This window comes from Psychrobacter fulvigenes (genome assembly GCF_904846155.1).
Lineage (GTDB): Bacteria > Pseudomonadota > Gammaproteobacteria > Pseudomonadales > Moraxellaceae > Psychrobacter > Psychrobacter fulvigenes.
In genome coordinates this window covers 2,128,196-2,152,030 of the sequence record NZ_CAJGZP010000001.1, presented here as the reverse complement: position 1 = coordinate 2,152,030, position 23,835 = coordinate 2,128,196, and the positions used below count along the sequence as shown (strand labels likewise).

21 protein-coding genes are annotated in these 23,835 nt (G+C 44.0%); 15 read left to right on the top strand and 6 right to left on the bottom strand.

Features of this window, described 5'->3' with window-relative positions; genetic code table 11:
- The first annotated feature begins 43 nt into the window (after positions 1-43).
- Both JMX03_RS09140 and JMX03_RS09135 read left to right on the top strand, forming a co-directional pair.
- Positions 44-1,075 carry a polyphenol oxidase family protein gene (locus JMX03_RS09140; protein WP_201596301.1) on the top strand — a complete coding sequence of 344 codons (1,032 nt, stop codon included), beginning with the start codon at positions 44-46 and terminating at the stop codon, positions 1,073-1,075.
- Positions 1,076-1,151: 76 nt separating this feature from the next.
- The gene (locus JMX03_RS09135; protein WP_201596299.1) at positions 1,152-1,769 is read left to right on the top strand and encodes a flavodoxin family protein; all 618 of its coding nucleotides are present in this window, start codon (positions 1,152-1,154) and stop codon (positions 1,767-1,769) included.
- Between the two features lie 163 nt (positions 1,770-1,932).
- Here the strand turns inward: JMX03_RS09135 and JMX03_RS15170 are convergent, their stop codons facing one another.
- The 3 genes from JMX03_RS15170 to JMX03_RS09125 form a co-directional block, all read right to left on the bottom strand.
- Positions 1,933-2,058: a hypothetical protein gene (locus JMX03_RS15170; RefSeq protein WP_265090472.1), complete on the bottom strand. Its 126-nt coding sequence runs from the start codon at positions 2,056-2,058 to the stop codon at positions 1,933-1,935.
- Between the two features lie 105 nt (positions 2,059-2,163).
- Positions 2,164-3,330, bottom strand: coding sequence for a D-alanyl-D-alanine carboxypeptidase family protein (locus tag JMX03_RS09130; RefSeq protein WP_201596297.1), 1,167 nt, complete (start codon positions 3,328-3,330; stop codon positions 2,164-2,166).
- Between the two features lie 432 nt (positions 3,331-3,762).
- Positions 3,763-4,173, bottom strand: coding sequence for an MCR_0457 family protein (locus JMX03_RS09125; protein WP_227677664.1), 411 nt, complete (start codon positions 4,171-4,173; stop codon positions 3,763-3,765).
- 470 nt (positions 4,174-4,643) lie between these two features.
- On the opposite strand from JMX03_RS09125, the gene surE reads away from it, so the two are divergent.
- The 3 genes from surE (at position 4,644) to JMX03_RS09110 (ending at position 9,099) form a co-directional block, all read left to right on the top strand.
- A complete protein-coding gene (surE, locus tag JMX03_RS09120) occupies positions 4,644-5,486 on the top strand; it encodes a 5'/3'-nucleotidase SurE (protein ID WP_201596295.1) in 843 nt (280 codons plus the stop codon).
- 297 nt (positions 5,487-5,783) lie between these two features.
- On the top strand, positions 5,784-6,581 hold the full coding sequence (locus JMX03_RS09115; protein WP_201596293.1) for a LysM peptidoglycan-binding domain-containing M23 family metallopeptidase: 798 nt from the start codon (positions 5,784-5,786) through the stop codon (positions 6,579-6,581).
- 331 nt (positions 6,582-6,912) lie between these two features.
- Entirely contained in the window at positions 6,913-9,099 is a 2,187-nt protein-coding gene (locus tag JMX03_RS09110; protein WP_201596291.1) for a UvrD-helicase domain-containing protein, read from the top strand.
- A 14-nt stretch (positions 9,100-9,113) separates the two neighbouring features.
- Here JMX03_RS09110 and JMX03_RS09105 read toward each other — a convergent pair whose 3' ends face one another.
- Positions 9,114-9,458 carry a DMT family transporter gene (locus JMX03_RS09105; RefSeq protein ID WP_201596289.1) on the bottom strand — a complete coding sequence of 115 codons (345 nt, stop codon included), beginning with the start codon at positions 9,456-9,458 and terminating at the stop codon, positions 9,114-9,116.
- Between the two features lie 237 nt (positions 9,459-9,695).
- On the opposite strand from JMX03_RS09105, the gene JMX03_RS09100 reads away from it, so the two are divergent.
- The gene (locus JMX03_RS09100) at positions 9,696-10,955 is read left to right on the top strand and encodes an NAD(P)/FAD-dependent oxidoreductase (RefSeq protein ID WP_201596287.1); all 1,260 of its coding nucleotides are present in this window, start codon (positions 9,696-9,698) and stop codon (positions 10,953-10,955) included.
- A gap of 38 nt (positions 10,956-10,993) precedes the next feature.
- On the top strand, positions 10,994-11,332 hold the full coding sequence (locus tag JMX03_RS09095; RefSeq protein WP_201597968.1) for a RidA family protein: 339 nt from the start codon (positions 10,994-10,996) through the stop codon (positions 11,330-11,332).
- A gap of 109 nt (positions 11,333-11,441) precedes the next feature.
- Here the strand turns inward: JMX03_RS09095 and JMX03_RS09090 are convergent, their stop codons facing one another.
- Positions 11,442-12,347 (bottom strand): LysR family transcriptional regulator, encoded by a 906-nt coding sequence (locus tag JMX03_RS09090; protein ID WP_201596285.1) that lies wholly within the window; start codon positions 12,345-12,347, stop codon positions 11,442-11,444.
- A gap of 254 nt (positions 12,348-12,601) precedes the next feature.
- Between JMX03_RS09090 and speB the strand changes: the two genes are divergently transcribed.
- From speB to JMX03_RS09075, 3 genes are all read left to right on the top strand, one after another.
- Positions 12,602-13,570 (top strand): agmatinase, encoded by a 969-nt coding sequence (gene speB / locus JMX03_RS09085; RefSeq protein ID WP_201596283.1) that lies wholly within the window; start codon positions 12,602-12,604, stop codon positions 13,568-13,570.
- A 120-nt stretch (positions 13,571-13,690) separates the two neighbouring features.
- Complete coding sequence (locus tag JMX03_RS09080) at positions 13,691-15,433, top strand: 5-guanidino-2-oxopentanoate decarboxylase (RefSeq protein ID WP_201596281.1); 1,743 nt, start codon at positions 13,691-13,693, stop codon at positions 15,431-15,433.
- Positions 15,434-15,559: 126 nt separating this feature from the next.
- Positions 15,560-16,966 (top strand): YjiH family protein, encoded by a 1,407-nt coding sequence (locus JMX03_RS09075; protein WP_201596279.1) that lies wholly within the window; start codon positions 15,560-15,562, stop codon positions 16,964-16,966.
- 121 nt (positions 16,967-17,087) lie between these two features.
- Here the strand turns inward: JMX03_RS09075 and JMX03_RS09070 are convergent, their stop codons facing one another.
- Complete coding sequence (locus JMX03_RS09070; protein WP_201596277.1) at positions 17,088-18,110, bottom strand: GlxA family transcriptional regulator; 1,023 nt, start codon at positions 18,108-18,110, stop codon at positions 17,088-17,090.
- 181 nt (positions 18,111-18,291) lie between these two features.
- Here JMX03_RS09070 and JMX03_RS09065 point away from each other — a divergent pair, with 181 nt between their 5' ends.
- The 5 genes from JMX03_RS09065 (at position 18,292) to JMX03_RS09045 (ending at position 23,756) form a co-directional block, all read left to right on the top strand.
- A complete protein-coding gene (locus tag JMX03_RS09065) occupies positions 18,292-20,124 on the top strand; it encodes an acyl-CoA dehydrogenase (RefSeq protein ID WP_201596275.1) in 1,833 nt (610 codons plus the stop codon).
- A gap of 72 nt (positions 20,125-20,196) precedes the next feature.
- Complete coding sequence (locus tag JMX03_RS09060; RefSeq protein WP_201596273.1) at positions 20,197-20,958, top strand: SDR family oxidoreductase; 762 nt, start codon at positions 20,197-20,199, stop codon at positions 20,956-20,958.
- A 281-nt stretch (positions 20,959-21,239) separates the two neighbouring features.
- Positions 21,240-22,277 (top strand): histone deacetylase family protein, encoded by a 1,038-nt coding sequence (locus JMX03_RS09055; RefSeq protein WP_227695566.1) that lies wholly within the window; start codon positions 21,240-21,242, stop codon positions 22,275-22,277.
- Positions 22,278-22,471: 194 nt separating this feature from the next.
- Positions 22,472-22,957 carry a hypothetical protein gene (locus JMX03_RS09050; protein WP_201596269.1) on the top strand — a complete coding sequence of 162 codons (486 nt, stop codon included), beginning with the start codon at positions 22,472-22,474 and terminating at the stop codon, positions 22,955-22,957.
- Between the two features lie 370 nt (positions 22,958-23,327).
- Complete coding sequence (locus JMX03_RS09045; protein ID WP_201596267.1) at positions 23,328-23,756, top strand: tetratricopeptide repeat protein; 429 nt, start codon at positions 23,328-23,330, stop codon at positions 23,754-23,756.
- Positions 23,757-23,835 lie beyond the last annotated feature (79 nt).

Below are 23,835 nucleotides of genomic sequence, written 5' to 3'. Positions count from 1 at the left end.
GATGATAATAAATCCTAATAATAAGCCCTGATAGCAAGTAAATATGATGGATAAACTTCCAATAAGCGTGTTGGCGCAAATCGATGACGTGACTGTTTTTCAGACCGCAGCTTTGACAGAGGATGCTGATGCGTCAAAGGCTGCTGAAGAAAAAATTCAAACCATGCTACACCCAGGGCAGACAAGCTATGGTGAGCTGAATCTTGGATTGCATGTTAATGACGATGCCACTGGGGTACTGAGCAATCGTATGCGTCTGCTCGCCGCTATTAATCAGCAACTAAGCAGTGATTCAGACACTGAAAACGACTTGTCTAGCAGTGCGTCTACAAGCTGTCTATCTAGTGGCCAGTCTATAAACAGTCTGCACTGGGTCAATCAGATTCATGGTAATCAAATCCATGGTTTAGATAGCACAGTCCTTGGCATGCGACCGATGGATGCTGATGCAATGATTAGTCAGCAGCCTGGAGTTGGGCTTGCCATCATGACTGCCGACTGTGTGCCAATTGTTTTATACCAACCGATGACAGGACGAATCGCAGCGATTCATGCTGGCTGGCAAGGATTGGCTTGCGGTGTCATACAAACCACCGCGGCGCGTTTTGATTTATCCGCTCCTATTATGGCGTGGATAGGGGTGTGTATCAGTCAAGACAACTACGAAGTGGGCGCCGCTGTCCGTGACCAACTACTGAATGGCTGCATAGAGAATCAATTGCTCTCAGCATCAGACATAGATCGCTTTGACCAACTTTTTTGTGTACCGTCTGACGCTGAACCAGCCTCCAATAATGGTGCTGCTACTGATATTGACACTTTACCTGAGACAGCTTATAACCTCTCAAATACTGCTAAAGTAAATACAAGTAAAATAAATTTAAATTTACCAAAGCTTGCAGCCTATCAATTGGCCAATATTGGCGTTGAAGTAGCTACTGATGTGCCACAACACTGTAGCTACGGTGATGCGCATTATTACTCTTATAGACGTCAGACGCATCTAAAGCAATCAGCCACTGGGCGTATGGCACTTGTTATCGCACGCAGTCGTGCTAATGCGTCCATTATTTAAGTATCTAAATTTGAGTATCGAGCATGCCCGATAAAGCTCACTAAATTGTCCATTTACTACCATTATTAGAGCTTGTATGAATACATCTGCAAAATCCTCACAGTCTACTGTCAATACTAATAAAAAACCGACGGTATCCATGGCGGTTGTCTATCACAGTAACTATGGACATACTAAACGCGTCGCCGAAGCCATAGTCACGGGCGCACGCCAGCAACTACCAGCAGCCCAAGCTAAAGCTGTCGATGTGCATGATGTAGATTGGGAGTTTTTAGATCAAGCAGACTTACTGGTATTTGGTAGTGCAGTCTATATGGGTAATGTGCCGGCTGGCTTTAAGACCTTTATGGATGAAACGTCCAAGCGTTGGTATCATCGTAAGTGGGAAGGGAAGTGGGCAGCAGGTTTTGCCAATTCTGGTGGACTAAGCGGTGATAAGCTTGCCGTATTACAGCAGATTTGTTTGTATACCATGCAACATGGTATGAACTGGATTGGTTTGCCGCTTATGCCGACAGGACATGGTGAAGAAGATTTAAATCGTTTATCAAGCTTCTTAGGGTTGATGACTCAATCGCTTGATGCACCTCCTGAAGAAACCCCAGGCAAGGGTGATATTGATACTGCTATTTGGTTTGGTGATCATTTAGCCAAAACCATTATCAAGCATCAGCCGATAAGTTCAGAATCATAGTATGGTTAAGACACTTTAAAAGCAGCACATGGCAAAAACGTGTTAGTTTTATTCAGGATTGACTATAGTTATAGACTAAGTTTGGTAATCGTTAAAAGTAAGCAGTCAACAAAAAAGCAGGTATCAAATTGATGCCTGCTTTTTTGGTATTACTTATTCTGTATTACTTGTTCTGTACTACGATAGGATCAGAGGTGACTGGGATGGGGCTTTCTGCAAGTTGCAAGGATTGGCAACCCGCAAGCACAGGTATGAATGCAAACAGACACGTAAAAATAAAAGACTTCATGATTGTTCTCAACATATTGCTATCAGTAAATCATGCTAAATTCAAAAAAGACGCTTAGTAGTAAGCGTCTTTTTTGAATCAACAAGCATCTTTTAGATGGCTTTATTAAAACAAGTTTTGCGCCCAGCGTACCACATGTTGCCACATACGGCTGACAAAACCTGACTGCTCGACATCGCTGGTAGCGACGATAGGGACGGATGCGACCGCTTTACCATCAATGACGGCCATCATTTTACCGACTTGCTGACCTTTTTTGATAGGTGCTTCTAGGCTATCAGGAATATCGACGACAGTAGTGATTTTATTTTTCTGCGTTTTAGTGGTTAGGATTTGTAGATTATCACCTGTTACCAGCTCTATCTCATCAGCCTCACCAAACCAGACTGGCAGTTTACTCACGAACTGACCTGTAGGCGCTTTGGTCACGGTAGTGAAGTGTCCAAAACCCCAGTTAAGCAGCTTACGTGACTGATCAGCGCGTGCTTGTTGACTCTCTGTGCCCATGATGACGGAGATTAGACGCATGTCATCGCGGTTGCTCGAGGCGACCAAGCAGTAGCCTGCGGCATTGGTATGGCCAGTTTTTAGCCCATCAACGGTCGGGTCTGTGGCAAGCAGGGCATTACGGTTGCCTTGAGTGATACCATTGTAAGTGAATTCTTTTTCGGCATACAGATCATAGTAATCACCACTGTTTTTGATGATCGCTTGCGCCAGTTTGGCCAAATCAAGCGCCGATGCTTGATGGCCTTCATCTGGCATCCCCGTTGCGTTGACGAAATGGGTATTATCCATGCCAAGCTTTTTGGCTTGCTCGTTCATCAATATAGCAAATGAGGCTTCACTACCGGCGATATGCTCAGCCATTGCCTTTGAGGCATCATTACCTGATTGGATAATGATACCGCGTAGCATATCAATGACGCTTGCCGTCTTATTGACGGGTACATACATACAAGACTGGCTGCTGCTACCACGGCACCATGCGTTTTCGCTCATCAGCACTTGCTCATCTTCAGTCAAGTCGCCTGAGCTTAAGCGCTGCTCAATGATGTAACTGGTCATCATTTTAGTCAGTGAAGCCGGTGGCAGGGGCTGGTTGGCGTTTTTTTGCGCCAAGATTTCACCGGTATTATAATCCATCAATACATAGGCAGTGTTTTCCATCTCTGGTGGCTGAATGGCAGCATTCGCCATGACTGCCCCAAAAGAGACGCTAACACCGACTACCAACTGCACGAGCTGGTTTTTTACACGCTTTACTGTCATATACTGTTACACCACATCATGAAACCCAATGCGTCTACCGTGCTACCGACAGTGCGCTGACAAGCGCGGCTGCGGTTAAGGCGATAGACATAAAATTAACGCCTTATCTTAGCAAAATACTATCTCAGGTGAAATGTATAAATAATATAAAATAAGACATTGATAACGCTGGCAAGAATAATCTAAAAAGCAGTTTGCAGCAATAGCTATAATGACTATCGCATAGATTTAATGATTTAAAAAATATTAAAAAATATGAAAGCCTGTAATAAAAAAGCTTGCTGAGCTGCTCTTAAGTTCTAGGGCAGGTATCAGCAAGCTTTTTATAAAGGGTATACAAGTAAGTTGTTTGTTTAAGTGGCTGCTATGATTACGTCTGGCGGTTTTTGAAAGTTATTATCGCTATCTCTCGACAGCCTTTAGCCTTTATTATCAATAGCTGGCGTTAGCCAAGTCTTCACACAGGGCTTTGTTGTCTTGTTTAGAAAAGCTCAGTGTCCAACTACGCATGCTCTGTAGGATTTGGCGATAGTCTTGCTGCGTTGATAAGTACTGAATGGCAGCTTTAGGATCATCCAAGGTAGGCATTAACTCCTTTAGCTGAACATTATAAGACTTATAAAAACGCTGTTTTTGATTGCCATTGAGCATCGGTGGACAGATTTCAGACAGAACTTGCATCACAGCAATTTCGTGTTTGGTAATATTCATGCCTGACATGTCTAGCGGAATGGTTGAGACATTATTAGCGGCATTAGCTGATTGACCCAACATAGCAATGGAGGTTATCAGTCCGGCAATGCCAATTTTTGAAGCTGTTTTTATTACTGTTTTTGTGGTCATAGGAACTATAGATAATATCGATTGAGTCTTCATTCGGTATCACACTCGCTTTGCGTTATTTGATGGTCTTATGGTAATTGGAATAAAAACAAAAGTCACATAAAATATTGATTTATGTGTAGATGTCTTGTCACCTAAGCGCGTTTTATAGCAACATATCGGTAGCAACTGATAGTAAGTTACGTCACTTTAATGGATACGTTGTGCATTGTTGCCTATTGTAACTAAAGTAGCAACAAAAATGGTGACGCCCTAGTGTTTGTCCGATATGCGTGCTGGGCGCTTCGTCCTCCAAAGACTTCGCCACTGTATTTTAAAAAGGTATCCCAGCAGCGCTGTATCAGTGCATTTATTTTAATATGATTTGGCTAGCGTTTATGGCTGTGCACTATTCAGGTATAATCAATCGCCAACTTATGGCACCACAGTTTTTGGTACCAGATGACTATATATGAATAAATTGAGCTGATATGAAGTTTTTGATTAGTAATGATGATGGGGTGTATGCGCCAGGACTGTTGGCATTATATCAGGCGTTGTCCAAAGTTGGTGAAGTGGTGGTCGTTGCACCCAATGCCGAGCATAGCGGTAGTGCCAGCTCACTGAATATCTCTCAGCCATTGTATACTCATAAGCTAGCATCGGGGTTTATATCAGTGAATGGCTCACCAGCTGACTGTGTTTATTTGGCCTTGAATCAACTATACCGTGAGACCCGCTTTGATTGTGTGATTACTGGTATTAATGCTGGAGATAACTTAGGGCAGAATGTGTTTTATTCAGGTACTTTTGGTGCTGCATTAACCGCTCAAGTCTTTGGGGTGCCAGCGATTGCCACCTCATTGGTCGGTGGCACTATGAGTGATGATGAGCAACAAGCGAGTCGCTATGACATGGCTGCAACAGAAATCGTCAAGCTGCTAACTGAAACCTCTATCACGGAGGTAATCAAGCAGTTACCCAATCACGTGTTAAACGTCAATATTCCAAATGTCGAGCGCGCCGAAGATATCAAGGGTCGCAAAGTCACAAGCCTAGGGTACAGACAGATAAAACAGCCCGTACATCATATCATCGATCCGCGCGGCCGAGATGCGTATTGGTTGAGCCTGCGAAAGAGTCAGCAGCTTAATAGCGAGTCAAGCCCACCACAGCAAGAAGACACTGCGGGTCATAGTCATGACTATGAGAGCCAATCGCCAGTGTATACAGATTACCAAGCAGTGGCTGCAGGCTATATGAGCGTATCGCCTGTTCGATTGCATCATACGCCGGCTTCCACTCTTGATGCGTTTTTGAATATAAGTTTATAGGTCGCAGGCGTTGCAAAATGTTGCTTTTATTATAAATCTCAGTAAATTATGGCTATAATAGCGACTGCACAAATACCTCAACACGCCTTAAGCAATCAACACAATGATCGTGAGCAGGGGCTGTTTAGCTATCAGCAGTCCTAGTATAGTCGGAGCACTTTTAAACCGCTACGGTGTTATCCGCCCTAGAGGTACTTAGTGTACTCTCTGCGGTCGGTCGCCTTGTAGCGATTGTAAAATTCCTTGACTATAAATGAATTCTAAACAGCCGCTAATATAAAGAATAGGAAACCTTGTATGAAAAAGCTTACCTCTAAAACTCAGCTTGCCACAGCAGCCATGGTTGGTACTATTGCGCTTGCAATGACGGGCTGTGCGACTAAGCCGACTTATCAAAGCCCTACGCAATCAAGCCCTACCATCATCACAAACAGCCAAGGTGTGCCTAACTATCATCTCGTCAGACGCGGTGATACCGTCAGTCAAATCGCCTCACGCTACCGTTTGAACTATCGCCAAGTCGGTGCGTTGAATAATCTTGATAGCAAATATACGATTTATACTGGTCAGTGGCTCAAGCTCTGGCACGGCGACCAGGGTACTCCTGCGCGTCCTGCGCGTACGAATAACTACAATGTTGGCACCACGCAGCCGACTCCGCAGCCGCAGTATACGCCGCCTACGACAAGCCCAGCAGCGCCTGCTTATCAAGTAACGGCGAATTCTACACTAGGATATGAGTATCCTAGCCGTAACCAAGTCATTCGTAACTTTGATGCCTCGACAGGCAACATGGGTATGTGGTTTGCGGGGAAGATGGGCGATCCTGTCCTTGCGAGTCAAAGTGGTACGGTGCTGTACTCGGGTGATGGACTGCCAGAATATGGCAATCTCATCATGATTCGCCACAGTGATAGCTATATCACAGCTTATGCTCACAACAGTCAGCTACTGGTGAAAGAGGGTGATTCGGTGCAGCGTGGTCAGCGTATTGCCAACATGGGCAGCAGTGGTCAAACCAATCAAGTAGCGTTAGAGTTCCAAGTGCGCTTGAATGGTAATCCTATCGACCCGCGTGCCGTATTAGGGCGTTAGAGTATCAATCAGCAGATTCTGACTTAAGTTGAACCCACTCAATAACCTGTTAGCACTCTTTATACTGCTCAAGGCTTTATAAAGAGTGGTGACAGGTTTTTTATAATTTATTTAAAGCGCTTTGAGATTGGGTCGGTACTGATGACTCCCCATAATCTTGACGACTATCTCTTATGACTATATAAAATCTAGACATAAAAGATAGCCATGATAATTCGATGCTACTCTGCTAGAGTTGCAGGCAGGTACGTTTTTAAATTAACGACTCATTCACTAAGCCAAGTTTATTAAATAACGAGCTTGTACATTATATGAAAGGCCAATCTCTACCATGACGACCACAATCTTTGACACACAAAGCTACAACTATCCGCAGAACTTCATGGAGATTAAGCCCAAGCTTACGCGTCTGGAGCAGGCGATCAAAAAGCTAGAAGCTAATTTAATCGATGCTGGTGATGAGGCAAATGTTGAACTGCTCAAGCAAAGGTTAAATAGTGAGTTAGGGTTAAAAGTAGACTACGCCAGCGAGCTAAACCCCGATCAATTGCTAGCTGCCACAACGGTTGATGGCAAAGTACTGGTCATCGCAGGTGCTGGCTCTGGCAAGACCAAGACCTTGACTTATCGCACCAGCTATTTGTTAGAAAATGGGGTGACGCCCAAAAGCATCTTGCTACTGACCTTTACCCGTAAAGCGGCGAATGAGATAAAAAGTCGCGCCAAAGTCTTATTGGCTGATACGTTATCAGACGATGACTTGGCAAAAGATACCCTACCGACCAGTAAGATGCTAAATGATATCACTAGTGGCACTTTTCATTCATTCTGCAATATGCTATTGCGTCAGTACTCAGGGCTGCTCGGTATCAACCCGCGCTTTACTATCTTGGACACAGGCGATAGCGAGGATGCCATCGATTTAATTCATAAAGAAAAAAAGTATCCTGCGCAGACCAAAAGCCAAGCCTTTCCGCGTAAAAAGACCTTGCAAAATATCATCTCCACTTCTAGAAACAGACGCATTCATATCCGCGACTTAATCGAAAATAATTATCCTGATATCGCTGTACATATTCCCATTATCGAGCAGTTGGCAATTGATTTTCATGAGTATAAGCGTGCCAATCATCTTTACGATTTTGACGATATTATCAGCCAAGTAGTACGCCATTTAAAGACCAACGATACCTTTCGCCAAATGCTACAAAATCAATATCGCTACATCATGGTCGATGAATATCAAGATACCAATATCCCGCAAAAACAGCTGATAGATTTGATTTGTGAGCCTAAGTCAGTATCGCTGATGGTGGGCGGTGATGACAATCAAAGTATTTATGCTTTTCGCGGCGCAAACTACGAAAATATCCTCCTGTTCGGTGAGACTTATCCCGAAGCAAGTTTAATTAAGCTTGAACAAAACTATCGCAGTACGCCTGCTGTTTTAAATTATATCAATGCCTTGTCCGCGCAAATTACCTTGGGCTACCAAAAGCAGCTGTATTCGAGCGCAGCAATAAGTGGTGACAAGCCAGTCTTTAGCCGAGCAAGTGATGAGACCAAAGAGGCCAAATATATCGCCGATAAGATTGTTGAGCACAAAGCAGAGTACGATTTTGCTGATTTTGCAGTATTGTGTCGCACATCTTTTCAGTCCAACTATGTACAGCTAGAGTTTATGGAGCGCGGCATTCCATTTATCGTGGTAGGTGGTATTAAGTTTATTGAGAGACGGCACATCAAAGATGTTTTGGCCTTTGTTAAAATCCTTTATAACCCAAACGATACGATTGCTTGGCATCGCATTCTAACCTTGTTCAGAGGAGTTGGGGCAGTCACTGCGACTCGGTTAACCCAAGCGATTAATGGCGATAATAATTCTTTTGAGCCATTACTCACGGCAAAGTTTGCCAAAAAAAGTGAGCAACTTGAGCCTTTGTATCACACTCTGACAAAGGCCAGTCAGGCAGAATCAGTCGAGAGTATTATTGAGCATGTTTTAGAGTTTTATGTTCCTATTCTAAAAACGCTAGAGGAAAACTGGCGTGAGCGCAATGAAGACTTTCGGGTGCTAAAAAACTTAGCAACAGAGTACAGCAGCCTTGATAATTTCTTAGAAAATCTGGCGCTCGATCCACCCAATGATTCAGTGGCGACGACCAGTCAGCCAGAAGAGGATGACAAAGATAAAGTGACGATTTCGACCATTCATAGCGCCAAAGGACTAGAGTGGCCAGTGGTCTTTGTCAACTCATTGGTCGATGGTATTACGCCGCACCATCGCTCATTGGCTGACTTTGAAGAGTTAGAAGAAGAGCGTAAATTGTTTTATGTGGCCTGTAGCCGCGCCAAGACCAGACTGTATCTGACAGCTCCAGATTACTTTGCCAGTTATTCTGGCTACTTTGATAAGCCATCACGATTTATCGCAGAATTGTCTGCTGATGAGGTTGAGGTTAAAAGCTCTAAAAAACTGTTAGAGACGCTGGCGAGTGATGATCCAGTGTGGTGGTAAAAATAGGCGCACATCTAATGCCCCACCGTTTTTGAGAAGACATTAATCACGATGACACCGCTGATAATGAGTGCGATACCAATAATTGCTGGTATATCAATACTTTGTCTAAATAGCACTACCCCGATAATAGCGACCAATACGATACCGACGCCGCCCCAAATCGCATAAGCGATGCCTAAGGGGAGAGTTTTGAGAGTTAAGGTCAAAAAGTAAAACGAGCAGACATAAAGAATGGCTGTTAATAGCGTAGGGACTAAGCGCGTGAACTGCTCAGATTTGACCAAAAAGGACGTGCCAAGTACTTCGAAGATAATGGCTAAAAACAAGTAGCCGTAACCGATAAAAATAGGATTCATAAAGTAAGGATCCAGCCAGTAGAATAAAGATGAGATAACATGCCGAATTATCTAGATATTAGCGTTAGGTGTAGCAAGTAAAAGCAAAATCTTATATAGGTCATAAGGTTAGTCAAAGCTATATAACCAAAAGTAACGGATAACAAAATTTTCTTTTAAATGGTGGTTTAATATTTATCAAAATGCGTTACCATAAGCCCCTAAATCTTTTATATTCTTACCAGAAAAGGATAGGCTATGCGTTATGACGTTATTGTAATTGGTGCAGGTATGGTCGGTACGGCAGCGGCTTGGCATCTACAAAACAACGGCTCAAAAGTGCTGATGTTGGACAGAAAGCTACCAGGACTCGAAACCTCATATGGCAATGCTGGATTGATTCAGCGTGAAGCGGTTCATACGCACCCATTCCCGCGTCAGATCACAGAAATGGTAAGAGTATTGCCCAATCAGGGTACAGATATTCGCTATCGTATACCAGCCTTGCTGCGTTATCACCAAGCGCTACTGCAATACTGGAAGTATTCTACGCCAGCTTCAGTCAAAAAAATAGAGTCAGAGTGGCAGACACTGATTGCGCATTGTACCAGTGAGCATCAAAAGATGATTGAAGCATCAAACGCTGACGAGTTGATCGCCCGCGATGGTTGGTTGCAACTGCATCGCTCTGAAGAGACGCTAAAAAAAGCAGTTGATACAGCCATTCTTGATCGTGAGAAAGGCGTCGAACATAAAGTACTGAGCTTAGAGGAATTAAAAGCCTTAGAGCCTAACGCAAACTTCGACGGTTTCGTTGGTGCCATTCATTGGCTCAACTCATGGCAAGTATCAAACCCAAGTGCCCTGGTAAAAGCTTATGCCAAAAGCTTTGAAGAAATGCAAGGCACGATAGTTGAAAGCAATGTGCAAGAGATACAACCAGATAGCAGTGAGGATGGTGAAGGCTGGAAGGTAGTGACTAATAATGATACTTACTATAGTGATCATCTGGTTATCGCAGCAGGCCCGTGGTCAAATGAGCTAATACAGCCGCTAGGGTATAATTTGCCATTATTTCCAATGCGTGGTTATCATCAGCACTTCAAAGTACATGCAAAAAACACCATTCATCACAGCATGTTTGATATGGATAAAGGTTTTGTCATGGGGCCAATGCAGCAAGGTATTCGTATTACCACAGGTGCTGAAATGACCACGATGAATGCACCAAAGAACTTTGGCCAACTAAAAACCGTGTTGAAACTGGCTAAGAAAATCTTGCCATTAGAAGATGCGGTAGAGAGCGAAGCATGGGCAGGATCACGTCCTTGTATGCCAGATATGAAGCCAGTTATTGGTCCAGCAGACAAACATGATAAATTATGGTTTGCTTTTGGTCATAGTCATCAAGGCTTTACTTTGGGTCCGATTACTGGACGTCTCGTTGAAGAGCTGATTCATGATAAGCCATTGACGGTTGATGTTAAGCCGTTTAATGCGACGCGTTTTTCTAAATAGTTTGATCCTAAATTTGAATAAAGTAAGGATAAATCATGATTAAAAAGTTCCATAGCAATCAACGCATGAGCAAAATTGTCGTCCATAACCAGACCGTTTATTTATGTGGTCAAGTGGGCAATGCGGAAGATGATATCAAAGCGCAAACACTGACTTGTTTAGAGAAAATACAAATATTGTTAGAAGAAGTTGGCAGCGATAAATCAAAGCTACTTTCTGTGACGGTTTGGATAAAAGATATGGCAGACTTTGCCGCAATGAATGAAGTGTGGGACAGCTGGTTTGAAGGCATACAGCCACCAGCGCGTGCTTGTGGCGAGTCTGCATTGGCACGTCCTGAGCTGTTGGTTGAAATGACAGCCATCGCTGCTGAATAGCCACTCTACCTCGATAGTGACATAAAAAAGGACATGATATTTGTATCGTGTCCTTTTTTTATATTTATATACTTGAGACTGACTGTCAATCGTTCAGTTAGAGTGGGGCTCAATCGGCTAGCAGTCCTGTCATCTGCTCTAAAAACGCCCCAGTCTGTTTATGCAGATTTTCTCGATAAGCCCAATGGTGTTTGACCTCATGGCTTGCCTCATTGGACAATAGTATTTTCATCATTCCTTTCTCTTCATAACGCTTGGCCAAATCATTGGGAAGGTAGCCGACGTGATGACCCGCCAAAATTAACTGTGCAGTCGCCTCCATATGATAAGTGGTGGCGCTTAACGTTTTTGGACGCACATGGTTGATACTTAGGTCAGTAATATAACCCCGTTTTATCCAAGGATAATTTTGTTCCAAGTCCTCAAAAGTTAAACCGTCTGCCTCATAAAATAGCCGATGCTCGCGTCCGCAGCAGACGACTTGCTTTTCGATAAATGCTGGCTGAAAGGTCAATAGGGGCGGGAAGCTGCTAAAATAACCCACGCCAATATCACTTTCATTGCTAAGTAACTTATCAAGCATACTCTCAGGGCTTTGCACATCGATAGAGAAGTGTATCAGTGGGTTTTGACGATAGCTCGCAGCCAAGCATTGACGCAAGACATCATAAAAAAATGTTGGCATCTGATCGATAAGACATAATCGAATATGACCGCCGCGTACCGAATCCAGTTGCCGAATATAGTGCAATTGATGCTGAAAGCTGGCCACCGCCTCATTAAAGCTTAAGCAAGCCTCATAAACCGCTGCGCCGTCTTCGGTGAGCTTAAAACCCGCGCGCCCGCGATGACAAAGCGTCATACCCAAACGATCTTCTAAATGGGTTAAATGACCGCTAATGACAGACGGCGTGACATTTAAGCGTGACTGCGCGGCGGTCACGCCTTGGCATTCCACGATGGCCATAAAGCTGCGCAGGGTCTTGATGTCAATTTTTATCAATTCATCTAGCATGGAAAGTCATGTCCCCGTATCTATTATCTTAAACCGTCTTAACCAAATTTTTTATATAACTTCTATAAATAACGAATAAATCAAAGTTACTACGAAAAACCAGAAGTTTACTTCTAAATTTTACCATGGTCTCGCCTTTGATATTTAGGTATTGTCAGAGCTATAGAAAAAACGGCATAGACAAAAAGTAATATAGATAAAAAGTAATGTAGACACACTGTCTGTTTTGACCAATCGATATAAGGATGTAAGTGATGAAATTCAATCAACCATTAAGCGGCAACGATATGCCAAGATTTGGCGGCTTCGCCTCTATGATGCGCCTGCCAACCCAAGCGGATGCTGAGGGGCTAGACGTGGCTTTTGTTGGCGTGCCTTTAGATATCGGCACCTCAAACCGTAGCGGTGCTAGATTGGGACCACGCCAGATTCGCGATGAATCCCGTATGATTCGCCCTTATAACGTCGCCACTCGCGCCGCTCCCTTTGAGTCCTTACAAGTCGCTGACATTGGCGACGTGCCTATCAACACCTTTAACCTGCTAAAAAGCGTCGATATTATTGAGAAGTTCTATTCAGAAAAAATCCTCAGCCACGACGCTATTCCGTTAACTTTGGGTGGCGACCATACCATTGCTTTGCCTATCTTACGTGCGCTCGCCAAAAAATATGGCCCTGTTGGGATGGTACATATCGATGCCCATGCCGATATCAATGATGAGATGTTTGGCGAACAAATCGCTCATGGTACGCCGTTCCGCCGAGCTGTCGAAGAGAACCTCATCGATGGCAATCGCGTCGTTCAGATTGGTCTGCGTGGCACGGGTTATAGCGCCGAAGAGTTTGATTGGTCAACCGAGCAGGGTTTTCGCGTCGTGCCTGCTGAGGAGTGCTGGTATAAATCACTGATACCATTAATGGCAGAAGTGCGCGAAAAATTAGGCGCTGGCCCAGTATACTTAAGTTTTGATATTGATGGTATTGATCCTGCGTTTGCACCGGGTACGGGAACCGCTGAAATCGGTGGCTTGACATCCACTCAAGGTATCGAAATCATTCGCGGTATGCGTGGCCTTGATGTGGTCGGTGGCGATTTAGTAGAAGTGTCACCGCCGTATGACCCGTTTGGCAATACTTCGGTACTGGCCGCGAACCTGCTATTTGAGATGCTATGTATTTTACCGGGCGTGCGTTATGACGATAAGGTTAAAGCTATTTATTGAGCACAATTTATAAACCCAAACTGTCCTTTATAAGGAATTAAAGGGTAGTTTAGGTTTAGCTTGGATTTGCTACTGAACGACTTATTTAATTGCTATTAAATTTTTTAGGATGATTAACTCATGACGCATTCTCTACAAACGCCTTCTTCATTGCCAAATTCCGCGCCAACTGCCTCATCTCTAACTTGTGGTGAGCTACTCGTACAGTGGCTAGAATATTACGGGGTGAAGACGGTATTTGGTATTCCGGGCGTACATACGGTCGAGCTATATCGTGGCCTGCCGAATACCAATATTCGCCACGTGACGCCGCGTCACGAGCAAGGCGCAGGCTTTATGGCGGATGGTTATTATCGCGCGTCTGGCAAAGTGGGGGTTTGTTTTATCATCACTGGTCCCGGCATGACCAATATCATGACGGCGATGGCGCAATCATTGGCGGATTCTATACCAATGCTGGTGATATCTAGTGTCAATAAAGTGCAGCATACCGGCAGCGGTGAAGGGCACTTGCATGAATTGCACGATCAGCAAGGCATGGTCAGTAAAGTGGCGCTTATGAGTAAAACCATTTGGCAACCTGAGTCATTACCGAAAGTCATCGCCGAAGCTTTTGCGTTATTTAATGGCGCGCGTCCAGGGCCGGTGCATATCCAGCTGCCCATTGATGTGATTACCGCTGATGCCCGCCATGTCGCCAAGCCGCCTAAACTAAATAAGCTAGATACTTCTCTAAACAGCCAATCTGCTAATAATATTTTGGCACAACTACAAGCAAACAAACCACTTCCTCACCCTGCACAATTAGATTTGATTGCTGAAACCTTAAAAACGGCAAAAAATCCAGTCTTACTTTATGGTGGTGGCTGCGTGGATGTTAATCATGACGCACAAAAACTGTCAGAACTTATCGATGCGCCGACATTTTTGACCATCAATGCCAAAGGTTTACTGCCGCCTGCGCATCCGCTGAGTTTGGGTAGCAATCAATCATTGGCCGCTGGTCGCGCCGTCATTAGCGAGGCCGACTTAGTATTGGCGATAGGTACGGAGCTTGGTGAGACTGATTATGATGTTTTTTTTAATGGTGGGTTCAAAATCAATGGCACGTTGATTCGTATCGACTGTGACGCTCAGCAATTACAGCGTCCGTTTAGAGCGGATATTGCGCTATTGTCGGATGCGCAAATGGCTATTAGTGGTCTATGTACGCGCTTAGAAAATCAACCGCTGCATCATCAAGCAGCACCGCGAGTAGCAAAGGTAAAGCAAGCGTTGATAGAAGAAATGACGCCAGATTTTGCTGGTCAAAACGCGCTGCTACAGCTGATTCGAGATGAGGTGGAAGACGTTATCTTCGTTGGCGATTCAACCCAGCCTGTTTATAGCGGCAATCTTGGCTTTGAAGCGTTAACTACGCGTCGATGGTTTAACTCATCGACGGGCTTTGGCACCTTAGGTTATGGTTTGCCCGCTGCGATTGGTGCCATGATTGGCTCAAAAGCGCCCGTTATCAGCCTGATTGGTGATGGCGGTATTCAATTTACCATTGCCGAATTAATCTGTGCCGCTGAGCTTGAGCTACCATTAATTGTGCTGTTATGGAACAACCAAGGTCATGGTGAGATTCGCCGCTATATGCAAGAGGGTGGCTTGCCTTTGATTGGAGTTAATATAAAAACCCCGAACTTTGAGCGGTTAGCCGCAGGATTTAGCGCCGGTTATCGTCGAATCACAGATAAGCAGCAGCTATTAGATGCCTTGCAAGAGGATATTAAAGGCAAACAACCAATTATTTATGAAGTCGATGAAGCCGATGCATTTCTTCTTGAAATGGGTAAAGGTTTTACCTGCTTTAGCTAAAGCATAATTGCTACTAAAAATAACTTATAAAACGTTATCTAACTATTTGCGCAATGCGCTCAGTCTATGGATAGATTGGGCCGCCAAAGAAAAAATTGACGCTCGTCACCTATCAAGGAGGATTGAATGACGAACTATATAGATAAATCCCAGCAGCCAATCTTAGGTAACAATACCATCGTTTCAGGCACGCCAGAAGGACTACATTGGCGCGCCTCCATGTGGAAGTTTTTGCTATTTTCAGCACTGGGTATTGCGCTGTTTATTATTCCCTTTCAGTGGGATGGCAAAGTCACCATTTTATTGGGCGTATTAAGCGATACCTTGCAAGCAGTGCTGGGCAGTTATGTGGTTTACGCGGTATTGGCAATTGTGACGACCTCCTTTATCGGGGCGCTGACCGTTAAGGTTTTAAGACCCAATCTGCCCGCAGGCTCCATGTGGACAAAGCTTTTTGATGTCGATTGGTTTTGGTTTGCTGCCCGCTTTTTGGGCGTGCTGTTTGCGTGGATGATTTATTTACAAGTCGGCCCTGAGTTTATTATCAATCATAATACCGGCGGTGTCATCTTTGAAGATTTGATTCCAATTTTGATTCCGTTGTTCTTTTTTGCCATATTATCGTTACCGTTTTTGACGGATTTTGGCTTGATGGAGTTTTTGGGAACGCTGGCCAGTAAGATATTTATCAAGTTATTCAAACTGCCAGGCCGTTCTGCTGTCGATGCCATGTCTTCTTGGTTTGGTGCGGCTTCTATCGGTCTGCTAGTGACGATGCAAGAGTATGATAAAAGCTACTATAGTCAGCGCGAAGCGGCGATTATTGCCACGACCTTTTCGGTCACTTCAATCGCTTTTACTTATGTCGTTGCCAAAACCATTGGGGTAGATAATAATTTTGTTTTCTTTTATCTTACGATTGCTCTAACTGGCTTCATCGCAGCTATTATTATGCCGCGTATACCGCCGCTATCATTAAAGCCAGATACTTACCACTCTGGTAAATGTATGTTGGATGAAGATATTCCTGCTCAGTACACTGCCTATCAATGGGCGGTTAATCGCGCTGTGACTCGCGCGCATTCGATGCCACCTCTAGGTAGTGTGTTTAAAAACAGTATCAAAAACTTGTTTGATATCTACTTTGGTTTAATTCCCGTTATTTTTGCAATTGGCACGATTGGTCTGGGACTTGCAGAATATACCCCGGTGTTTAATTGGCTGTCTGCACCGCTGGTACCGCTGCTTGAATTGTTGCAGATTCCAGAGGCAGCAGAAGCGGCACCAGCAATGATTATGGGCTTTGCTGATATGTACTTGCCAGCCTTGGTCGGTAAGAGTATTGAGAGTGAGATGACACGATTTATCGTTGGTGCCGCCTCTATTACCCAGATTATTTATATGTCTGAGGTTGGTGCGCTGATTTTGAAGTCAAATATTAAGCTTAATGTCTTAGAGCTGTTTATGATTTTCATTTTCCGTACACTCATCAGCTTAGTGGTGATTACGTCAGTGGCACACCTATTGTATTAGTAATTTGCCAAGATAACGTCGCTACAGTGTTTGTATAATGACATTAATAAAATCGGTTTGATTGAATATCAGACCGATTTTTTGCTTTTTATCTGTTTGAAGCGCTTCTTAACAAGCGCTATTAAATCGCCAGTCGTGAAAACTTATCTTGATATTCTTTGGGTGTCAGCTCGGTGGCACGTTTGAACAAACGGGTAAACGAAGAGCTATCCTCATAACCGACTTGGCTTGCCAGCGACTTTATCGTTACCTCACCTGATTCTAATAAGCGTTTGGCCTGCTCAATTCGTACTGCTTGAATATACTCAATCGGGCGCATGGCTGTGCAGGCTTGAAAGCGTCTGTTTAAGGTGCGCGCGGTGATATTGACCATGGCAGCCAAATGGCTGACCTGCATAGGCTGAGTGAAGTTTTGTTCGATAAACTCTTGTACCTGCTTGACCAGTGGATTTGCATGTGGCTTGTGCAAAGTCACATTGGTATAGCTGTTTTGATTGCCGCGTTTGCTGTCGATAATTTGGGTTTTTGCCACTTGGGTAGAGATTTCGCGCCCACAATAGCGTTCTATCAATAATAATGCTAAGTCATAAAAAGCACTGCCCCCTGCTGCACAAAATATATTACCTAACTGGTTATTTGACAGGCTTTTAGAATGAGTAACAAACTGATTTTCCTGCAAATCAACCAGTGGATAGTTTGCCTTAAATTTACTAGCATAGCCCCAGTGCGTGGTGGCAGGTTTGCCATCTAGCAGGCCAGCGGCTGCGAGCAAGAATGCACCGCTACAGTTACTAGCAATATCTGCTTTGGTGTTTGCCAGCCGCTTTATATGTAAAATTAAATCGTTATTTTGGCTTAATACTTTATCTATTGAATCGCCAATCGTTGGAATCAACAATAGGTCGCATTCAGTCACTTCCTGAATATCGCAATGCGCTTGCATGATTAAGCGGTTGCTGCATTTGATATCGCCGGCCCTAAGGCTGGCAATCTGCACGTTAAATCTAGGCTCGACGCTCTCTCCCAAAAATCGTTGCCAACTGACACCAGTAAACGAAAATAGATCCAGCGCACCTGTTAATGCGCTACCGAGCACCCCGTCAAAACCAACAATGATGACTGTAAAAGGTTTGAAATAAGGCATGAGCGTCTGCTTTCCCTTTTTTACACTTGTCCGAAATGGCGTCTTTTGACTGATACATCTCACAATGTATGTTACGTATGTCTTATTTGACCATAATTATGTCATAAATGACAATACGGTAAGCGGGTAAATTATACTAATATTGATTGATAACTGATTTTAATTTGTTAACGAGAATATTATGGCAGCAGATACGCTTATCAATGACTTTGAATTACCGTTCCAACTGTATGATGTCTTAGGTACTGAAAATTTAACCAAGCATCCGAAATTTGCAGAACACAGCCGCGAAACGTTCGACGCGGTACTCGATACTGCCAATAAAATCGCGACCGAGCTATTTTTGCCACACAACCATGTGGCAGATAAAAACGAGCCACAGTTTGACGGCAAAAAAGTCAGCATGATAAGTGATGTAAAAGTCGCCTTTGATACCTTTCGTGAGTCAGGGTTTATCGCCGGTCGTTATAGCTTTGACGATGGTGGCATGCAGTTACCTGAAACCGTCATGACCGCTGTGGCAGGCTACTTTATGGCCGCCAATCCCTCAACCACCGCTTATCCGTTTTTGACGACGGCGGCGATTAATGTCATTTCACATTTCGCCAGTGATGAGATTAAAGATGCCTTTATGCCGCGCATGCTAACCGGTGAGTTCACAGGAACGATGGCACTAACTGAGCCGCATGCTGGCTCATCGCTTGCCGATATCAAAACCACGGCAATGAAACAAGAAGATGGCAGCTACCGCATTAAAGGCAGCAAGATTTATATCTCAGCGGGCGATCATGAGTTGTCTGACAATATCGTACATTTGGTATTGGCCAAAGTTCCAGGCGGTCCGGGTGGCGTTAAAGGTATTTCTTTATTTGCTGTGCCAAAATATCGCTTGAATGATGACTTATCGGTCGGCGAGCGCAATGATGTACATTTAACTGGGCTGATTCATAAGCTCGGTTACCGAGGGGCGACTTCTACGGCATTAAGTTTTGGCGATACAGGCGAGTGTCGGGGTTACCTTATCGGCGAAGAGCATTTTGGTCTGCGTTATATGTTCAAAATGATGAACGAAGCGCGTATCGCGGTTGGCTTTGGCGCGGCGATGATTGGCTATCGTGGTTATCAGTATTCGCTCGATTATGCTAAAGACAGAACGCAGGGCAGAATCGCCCCAAACAACAAACCTGAAGATGCAGCAACGGCGATTATCAATCATGGTGACGTCAAGCGCATGCTCCTGGCGCAAAAAGCTTATAGCGAGGGCGGTATTTCACTGTGTTTATACGGCTCAAACCTTATTGATCGTATCAATACTTGTGAAGATGCAACACTCAAAAACGAGCTGTCAGAATTGTTAGACTTGCTCACGCCAGTATTAAAAGCATGGCCTTCTGAATATGGGCCAAAAGCCAATGACTTGGGTATCCAAGTGTTGGGCGGTGCAGGCTACACGCGTGAATATCAAGCCGAGCAGTTTTGGCGCGACAACCGTCTCAATCCCATTCATGAAGGCACAAATGGTATTCAAGCGTTAGACTTGTCATTTCGTAAGCTGTGGCAAAAAGGCGGACTTGGCATTCAAATCTTAAAACGTGAAATCACGCAAGATTTAGAGACTGCCAGTACTCTAAAAACCACACCAGAAGCCGCCAAACTTGCAGGTAAATTGACGTCTTATATGGGTCATCTGCATGAAGTGTTGCTGCATTTAAGCAAAATCCTGCAAACCGAAAAAGCCATCACACTGACTGGTAATGCGCAAGCATTGATGAATATCTTTGCTACTATCGTGGTCAGCTGGATTTGGATTCGCCAAGCAAGTAAAGCTGAGCAATTGCTAAGCGAAATTAACGACAGCGCCACACAAGATACTGAAAAACAAAACTTCTATCATGGAAAAATACAAGCAGCAAAATACTTTATCGATTGGGAATTGCCCTTAATCAAACGCGATATTGCACTGCTAAATAATGACAATGCTGTTTGCACAGACATGCAAGCCGATTGGTTTTAGTTTGACGGTTTAACACATCTAAACAGCTTATCTTTAAACCCACACTTACTTTTAAAAATATAAGGAAATACGATGAAGGACTTATTTGATCTAACAGGCAAGATTGCTTTGGTTACTGGCGCCAGCCGCGGCATTGGCGAGTCTATCGCGCGTCTACTGGCATCAAGAGGCGCACATGTGATTGTCTCTAGCCGTAAAATCGACGCGTGCCAAGCAGTCGCTGATAGCATCAATGCTGATGGCGGTAAGGCCAGTGCCTTTGCTTGTCATGTGGGAGAGATGGATCAGATTGAGGCGATTTTTGATTATATCAAAAGTGAGTTCGGTCAGATTGATATCTTAGTGAATAACGCCGCAGCAAACCCGTATTATGGGCATATTTTAGATACGGACTTAGCAGCTTTTGATAAGACGGTAGAGGTCAACATCCGCGGTTATTTCTTTATGTCGACGGCGGCGGGAAAAATGATGCGCGAGCAGGGCGGCGGGGTGATATTAAATACCGCTTCGGTAAATGGCTTGGTTGCAGGTGACAAGCAAGGTATCTATTCAATTACCAAAGCAGCGGTTATCAGTATGACTAAAGCCTTTGCCAAAGAATGTGGCCCATTAAATATTCGTGTCAATGCTTTATTGCCGGGTCTCACCGATACTAAGTTCGCCTCCGCCTTGACCACCAATGACAAAGTCCTAAAGATTGCGCTGCATGCGATACCGTTAGGGCGCGTTGCTCATCCTGATGAAATGGCTGGCACAGTGTTATATCTAGTGTCTGACGCGTCAAGCTATACCACAGGTGCAACAGTCGTTGTCGATGGTGGTATGCTGGCCTAGTCACAAAAAACCTAGCTTGGTGATAAATGAGTTGTTTAAAATAATAGAGACAGCGCTTAAAGTAGAGAAACCGTATGATGCTGATATCATGCGGTTTTTTTTACCATAAAAATACCTAAAATCCAAGTTTTCATAAGGAGACGCTATCAGTAGATGCTATCGAACAAACAACGTGCCTTTAATGCTTGTTTTATATCATTTGACACTATCTAGGCACTGACATATATTCAATGGTTGCTACATAATAAATGGAATTTACCCCAAACAACGGAGTGTATAGAGTGAAGATATATAGTCATGAAAATCTAAGTTTGCATAGACCCTTGCCTTACTTTTCATACGGAAAGATGCATGAGCCGCTAGAGATACCAGAACGTATGGTGGAGATGTTAAAAGCACCCGCAGCGTTAGGGCTTGAGGTGACGACTGCCAAAGAGATAGGAATCGGGCCCATCTTAGCGGTACATGACTTTGGCTATGTTGAGTTTTTAAAGCACGGCTATGATGAATGGATGGCAGTTGATGAGGACCTAGGGGAGCAAGTGCAGACAGGGATTTTTGTGCCTTATGATAATCCTGGACTGGGTATCATGGCAAAGGCAGCTAAATATCAAGCTGATGATAGCGCGCCTATCAGCGAGCATTCATGGACGTCCATCTACTGGTCAGCGCAGACAGCGCTCAACGCTGCTGAAGCCTTGCTCAACGATGACAGCGGCAATAGCGATATACAGCTCTGCTTTTCACGGCCTCCTGGTCATCATGCGCGTAAGAACGCGGCAGGCGGGTTCTGTTATCTAAACAATGCTGCCATCATCGCAGAGCACTTACGGCAAAAATACGCCAAAATAGCCATCATTGATACCGATATGCATCATGGTCAAGGCATTCAAGAGATATTCTATGACCGCAAAGACGTCCTTTATACCTCCGTCCACGGCGACCCCGTTAACTTTTATCCTGCTGTCACTGGTCATGAGTTTGAGAAAGGCGAGGGCGCAGGTTATGGCTATAACATCAACTTCCCGATGCCGCATGGCACTGATGAGAAAGGATTCTTTGCTTATGTCGATAAATCCATCGAGAGCATAAAGACCTTTGACCCCGATGTCATCGTTCATGTTTTAGGGTTTGACGTTTACAAGGATGACCCAGAAGCAAGATGTAAAGTCAGTACAGAAGGCTTCAAAATCTTAGCGCAAAAGATGAAAGAATTGAACAAGCCTTTAATTGTGCTGGTTGAAGGTGGCTATTACATCCAAAAGCTCAATGACAACTTGCAGGCATTTTTATCGGGATTGATAGCAGAAGATAGCTAGCAGAAACTCATAATATCAATGATTTTTACTGGACAGTATAATTCGCGTATTACTCCAATTTACGTTATACTCTTAAATATAATGTATATTTAAGAGTAATCAAAAGATAGACTGCAAATAAGCCAATAACTTTTTAGCTGATACCTTTTAATAACGGATAGTTTTTTAATAATGGATGATAATTGGAGAGAATGATGAAAAAAATCCTTGCCACTGTACTAGCCATCGGTGCGACCTCACTGATGGTTGGCTGCACCGCGACCAATGCGATGTCTCAAAAAGCTCAGGCCACCCCTGAAGTCAAAACGCCGACGCCATCGGTATTGATTAACGTCACCTCAGACGACGCCCAAGTACAGCTAATGTCGATGGTACTGACCATGCAATCAGCCCAACAAGGCGCTGATACTCGCGTATTATTGTGTGGTCCAGCAGGTGATATGGCGTTACGTGATGCCCCTGCCAGTGCCACGACAGGGCAGCCACCCAAAAATATGAGCCCACAAGGCCTCATGCAAACGATCATGAAAAACACCAAGACCAAAGTCGAAGTCTGTGCTATCTACTTGCCTAGCAAAGGTGCAGATCAGTCAATATTGATCGATGGTGTGACTGCCGCTGATCCCGCTGAGATTGGTGCGCTGATGGTCGATGGCAAGACCCAAGTCGTAAGCTTTTAATACAGAACATAAAAAAGTGTTTGGTGTTTTGACAAAGCCTTAGGGCGTGTTGATCACCCACAACTGGGTACTGCTAATAAAAAAGAACACGATATTGATATCGTGTTCTTTTTTTATACTCAATTTTGTACTAATACCATTTCCAAAAATTAGAGTAACGCGGAAAACCTGCGCAAGCACTACACCTAGTAGGCTTAGCAAGTTTGACAAAGTTAATCGCACTTTTTGGGTTTGGTATAAAACTGCCTTAGACTCCAATGATTGCATAGACTGAGTGAAAGTCTCAGCCCTAACTCTCCAATCTGGGCTATAATCACCCTAAACGAAACACGCCATCATAAATGATACCTTTGATAACAGGGCACGAGTCATGATTAATACCAAAATATATAAATCCATTTATGTGTTAGCGGAGCAGCTATTAGAAGCTGACAGCAAAAATGACCAACAGGCGTTTGATGCGCTGTATGCACAGCTAAAAGATCTGTGTATTGAGAACGAAAAGAGCGATAAAGATCATCCTGAGCAGTGGGAAACGCTCGCTGATTTCACTGAGGATTTGGATGCAGCGCTGGTGATTTATGAAAAAGCGCTCGGCAAAGCGACTGCGATTAACTCTAAAGATCACATGGCATCGATTGCTTTTTCTATGGCTGAGTTGCAATATGAATTGGGTCAAAAGGACGCTGCTATCAAGAGCCTGCAAAATGCCAAAATAAGCGCCAATAAAATTGAAGACAGAGAGTTCAAAGTTGAGATAGATCAGCTGCTTGCTCAATGGCTCGCCAATGAAACTTAAATGCTATTAACTGAGCATAAGACGAAAGAATTGAATTAAATCGACCATACTTTAGCCAATCTACTTGTATTTTGTGCTG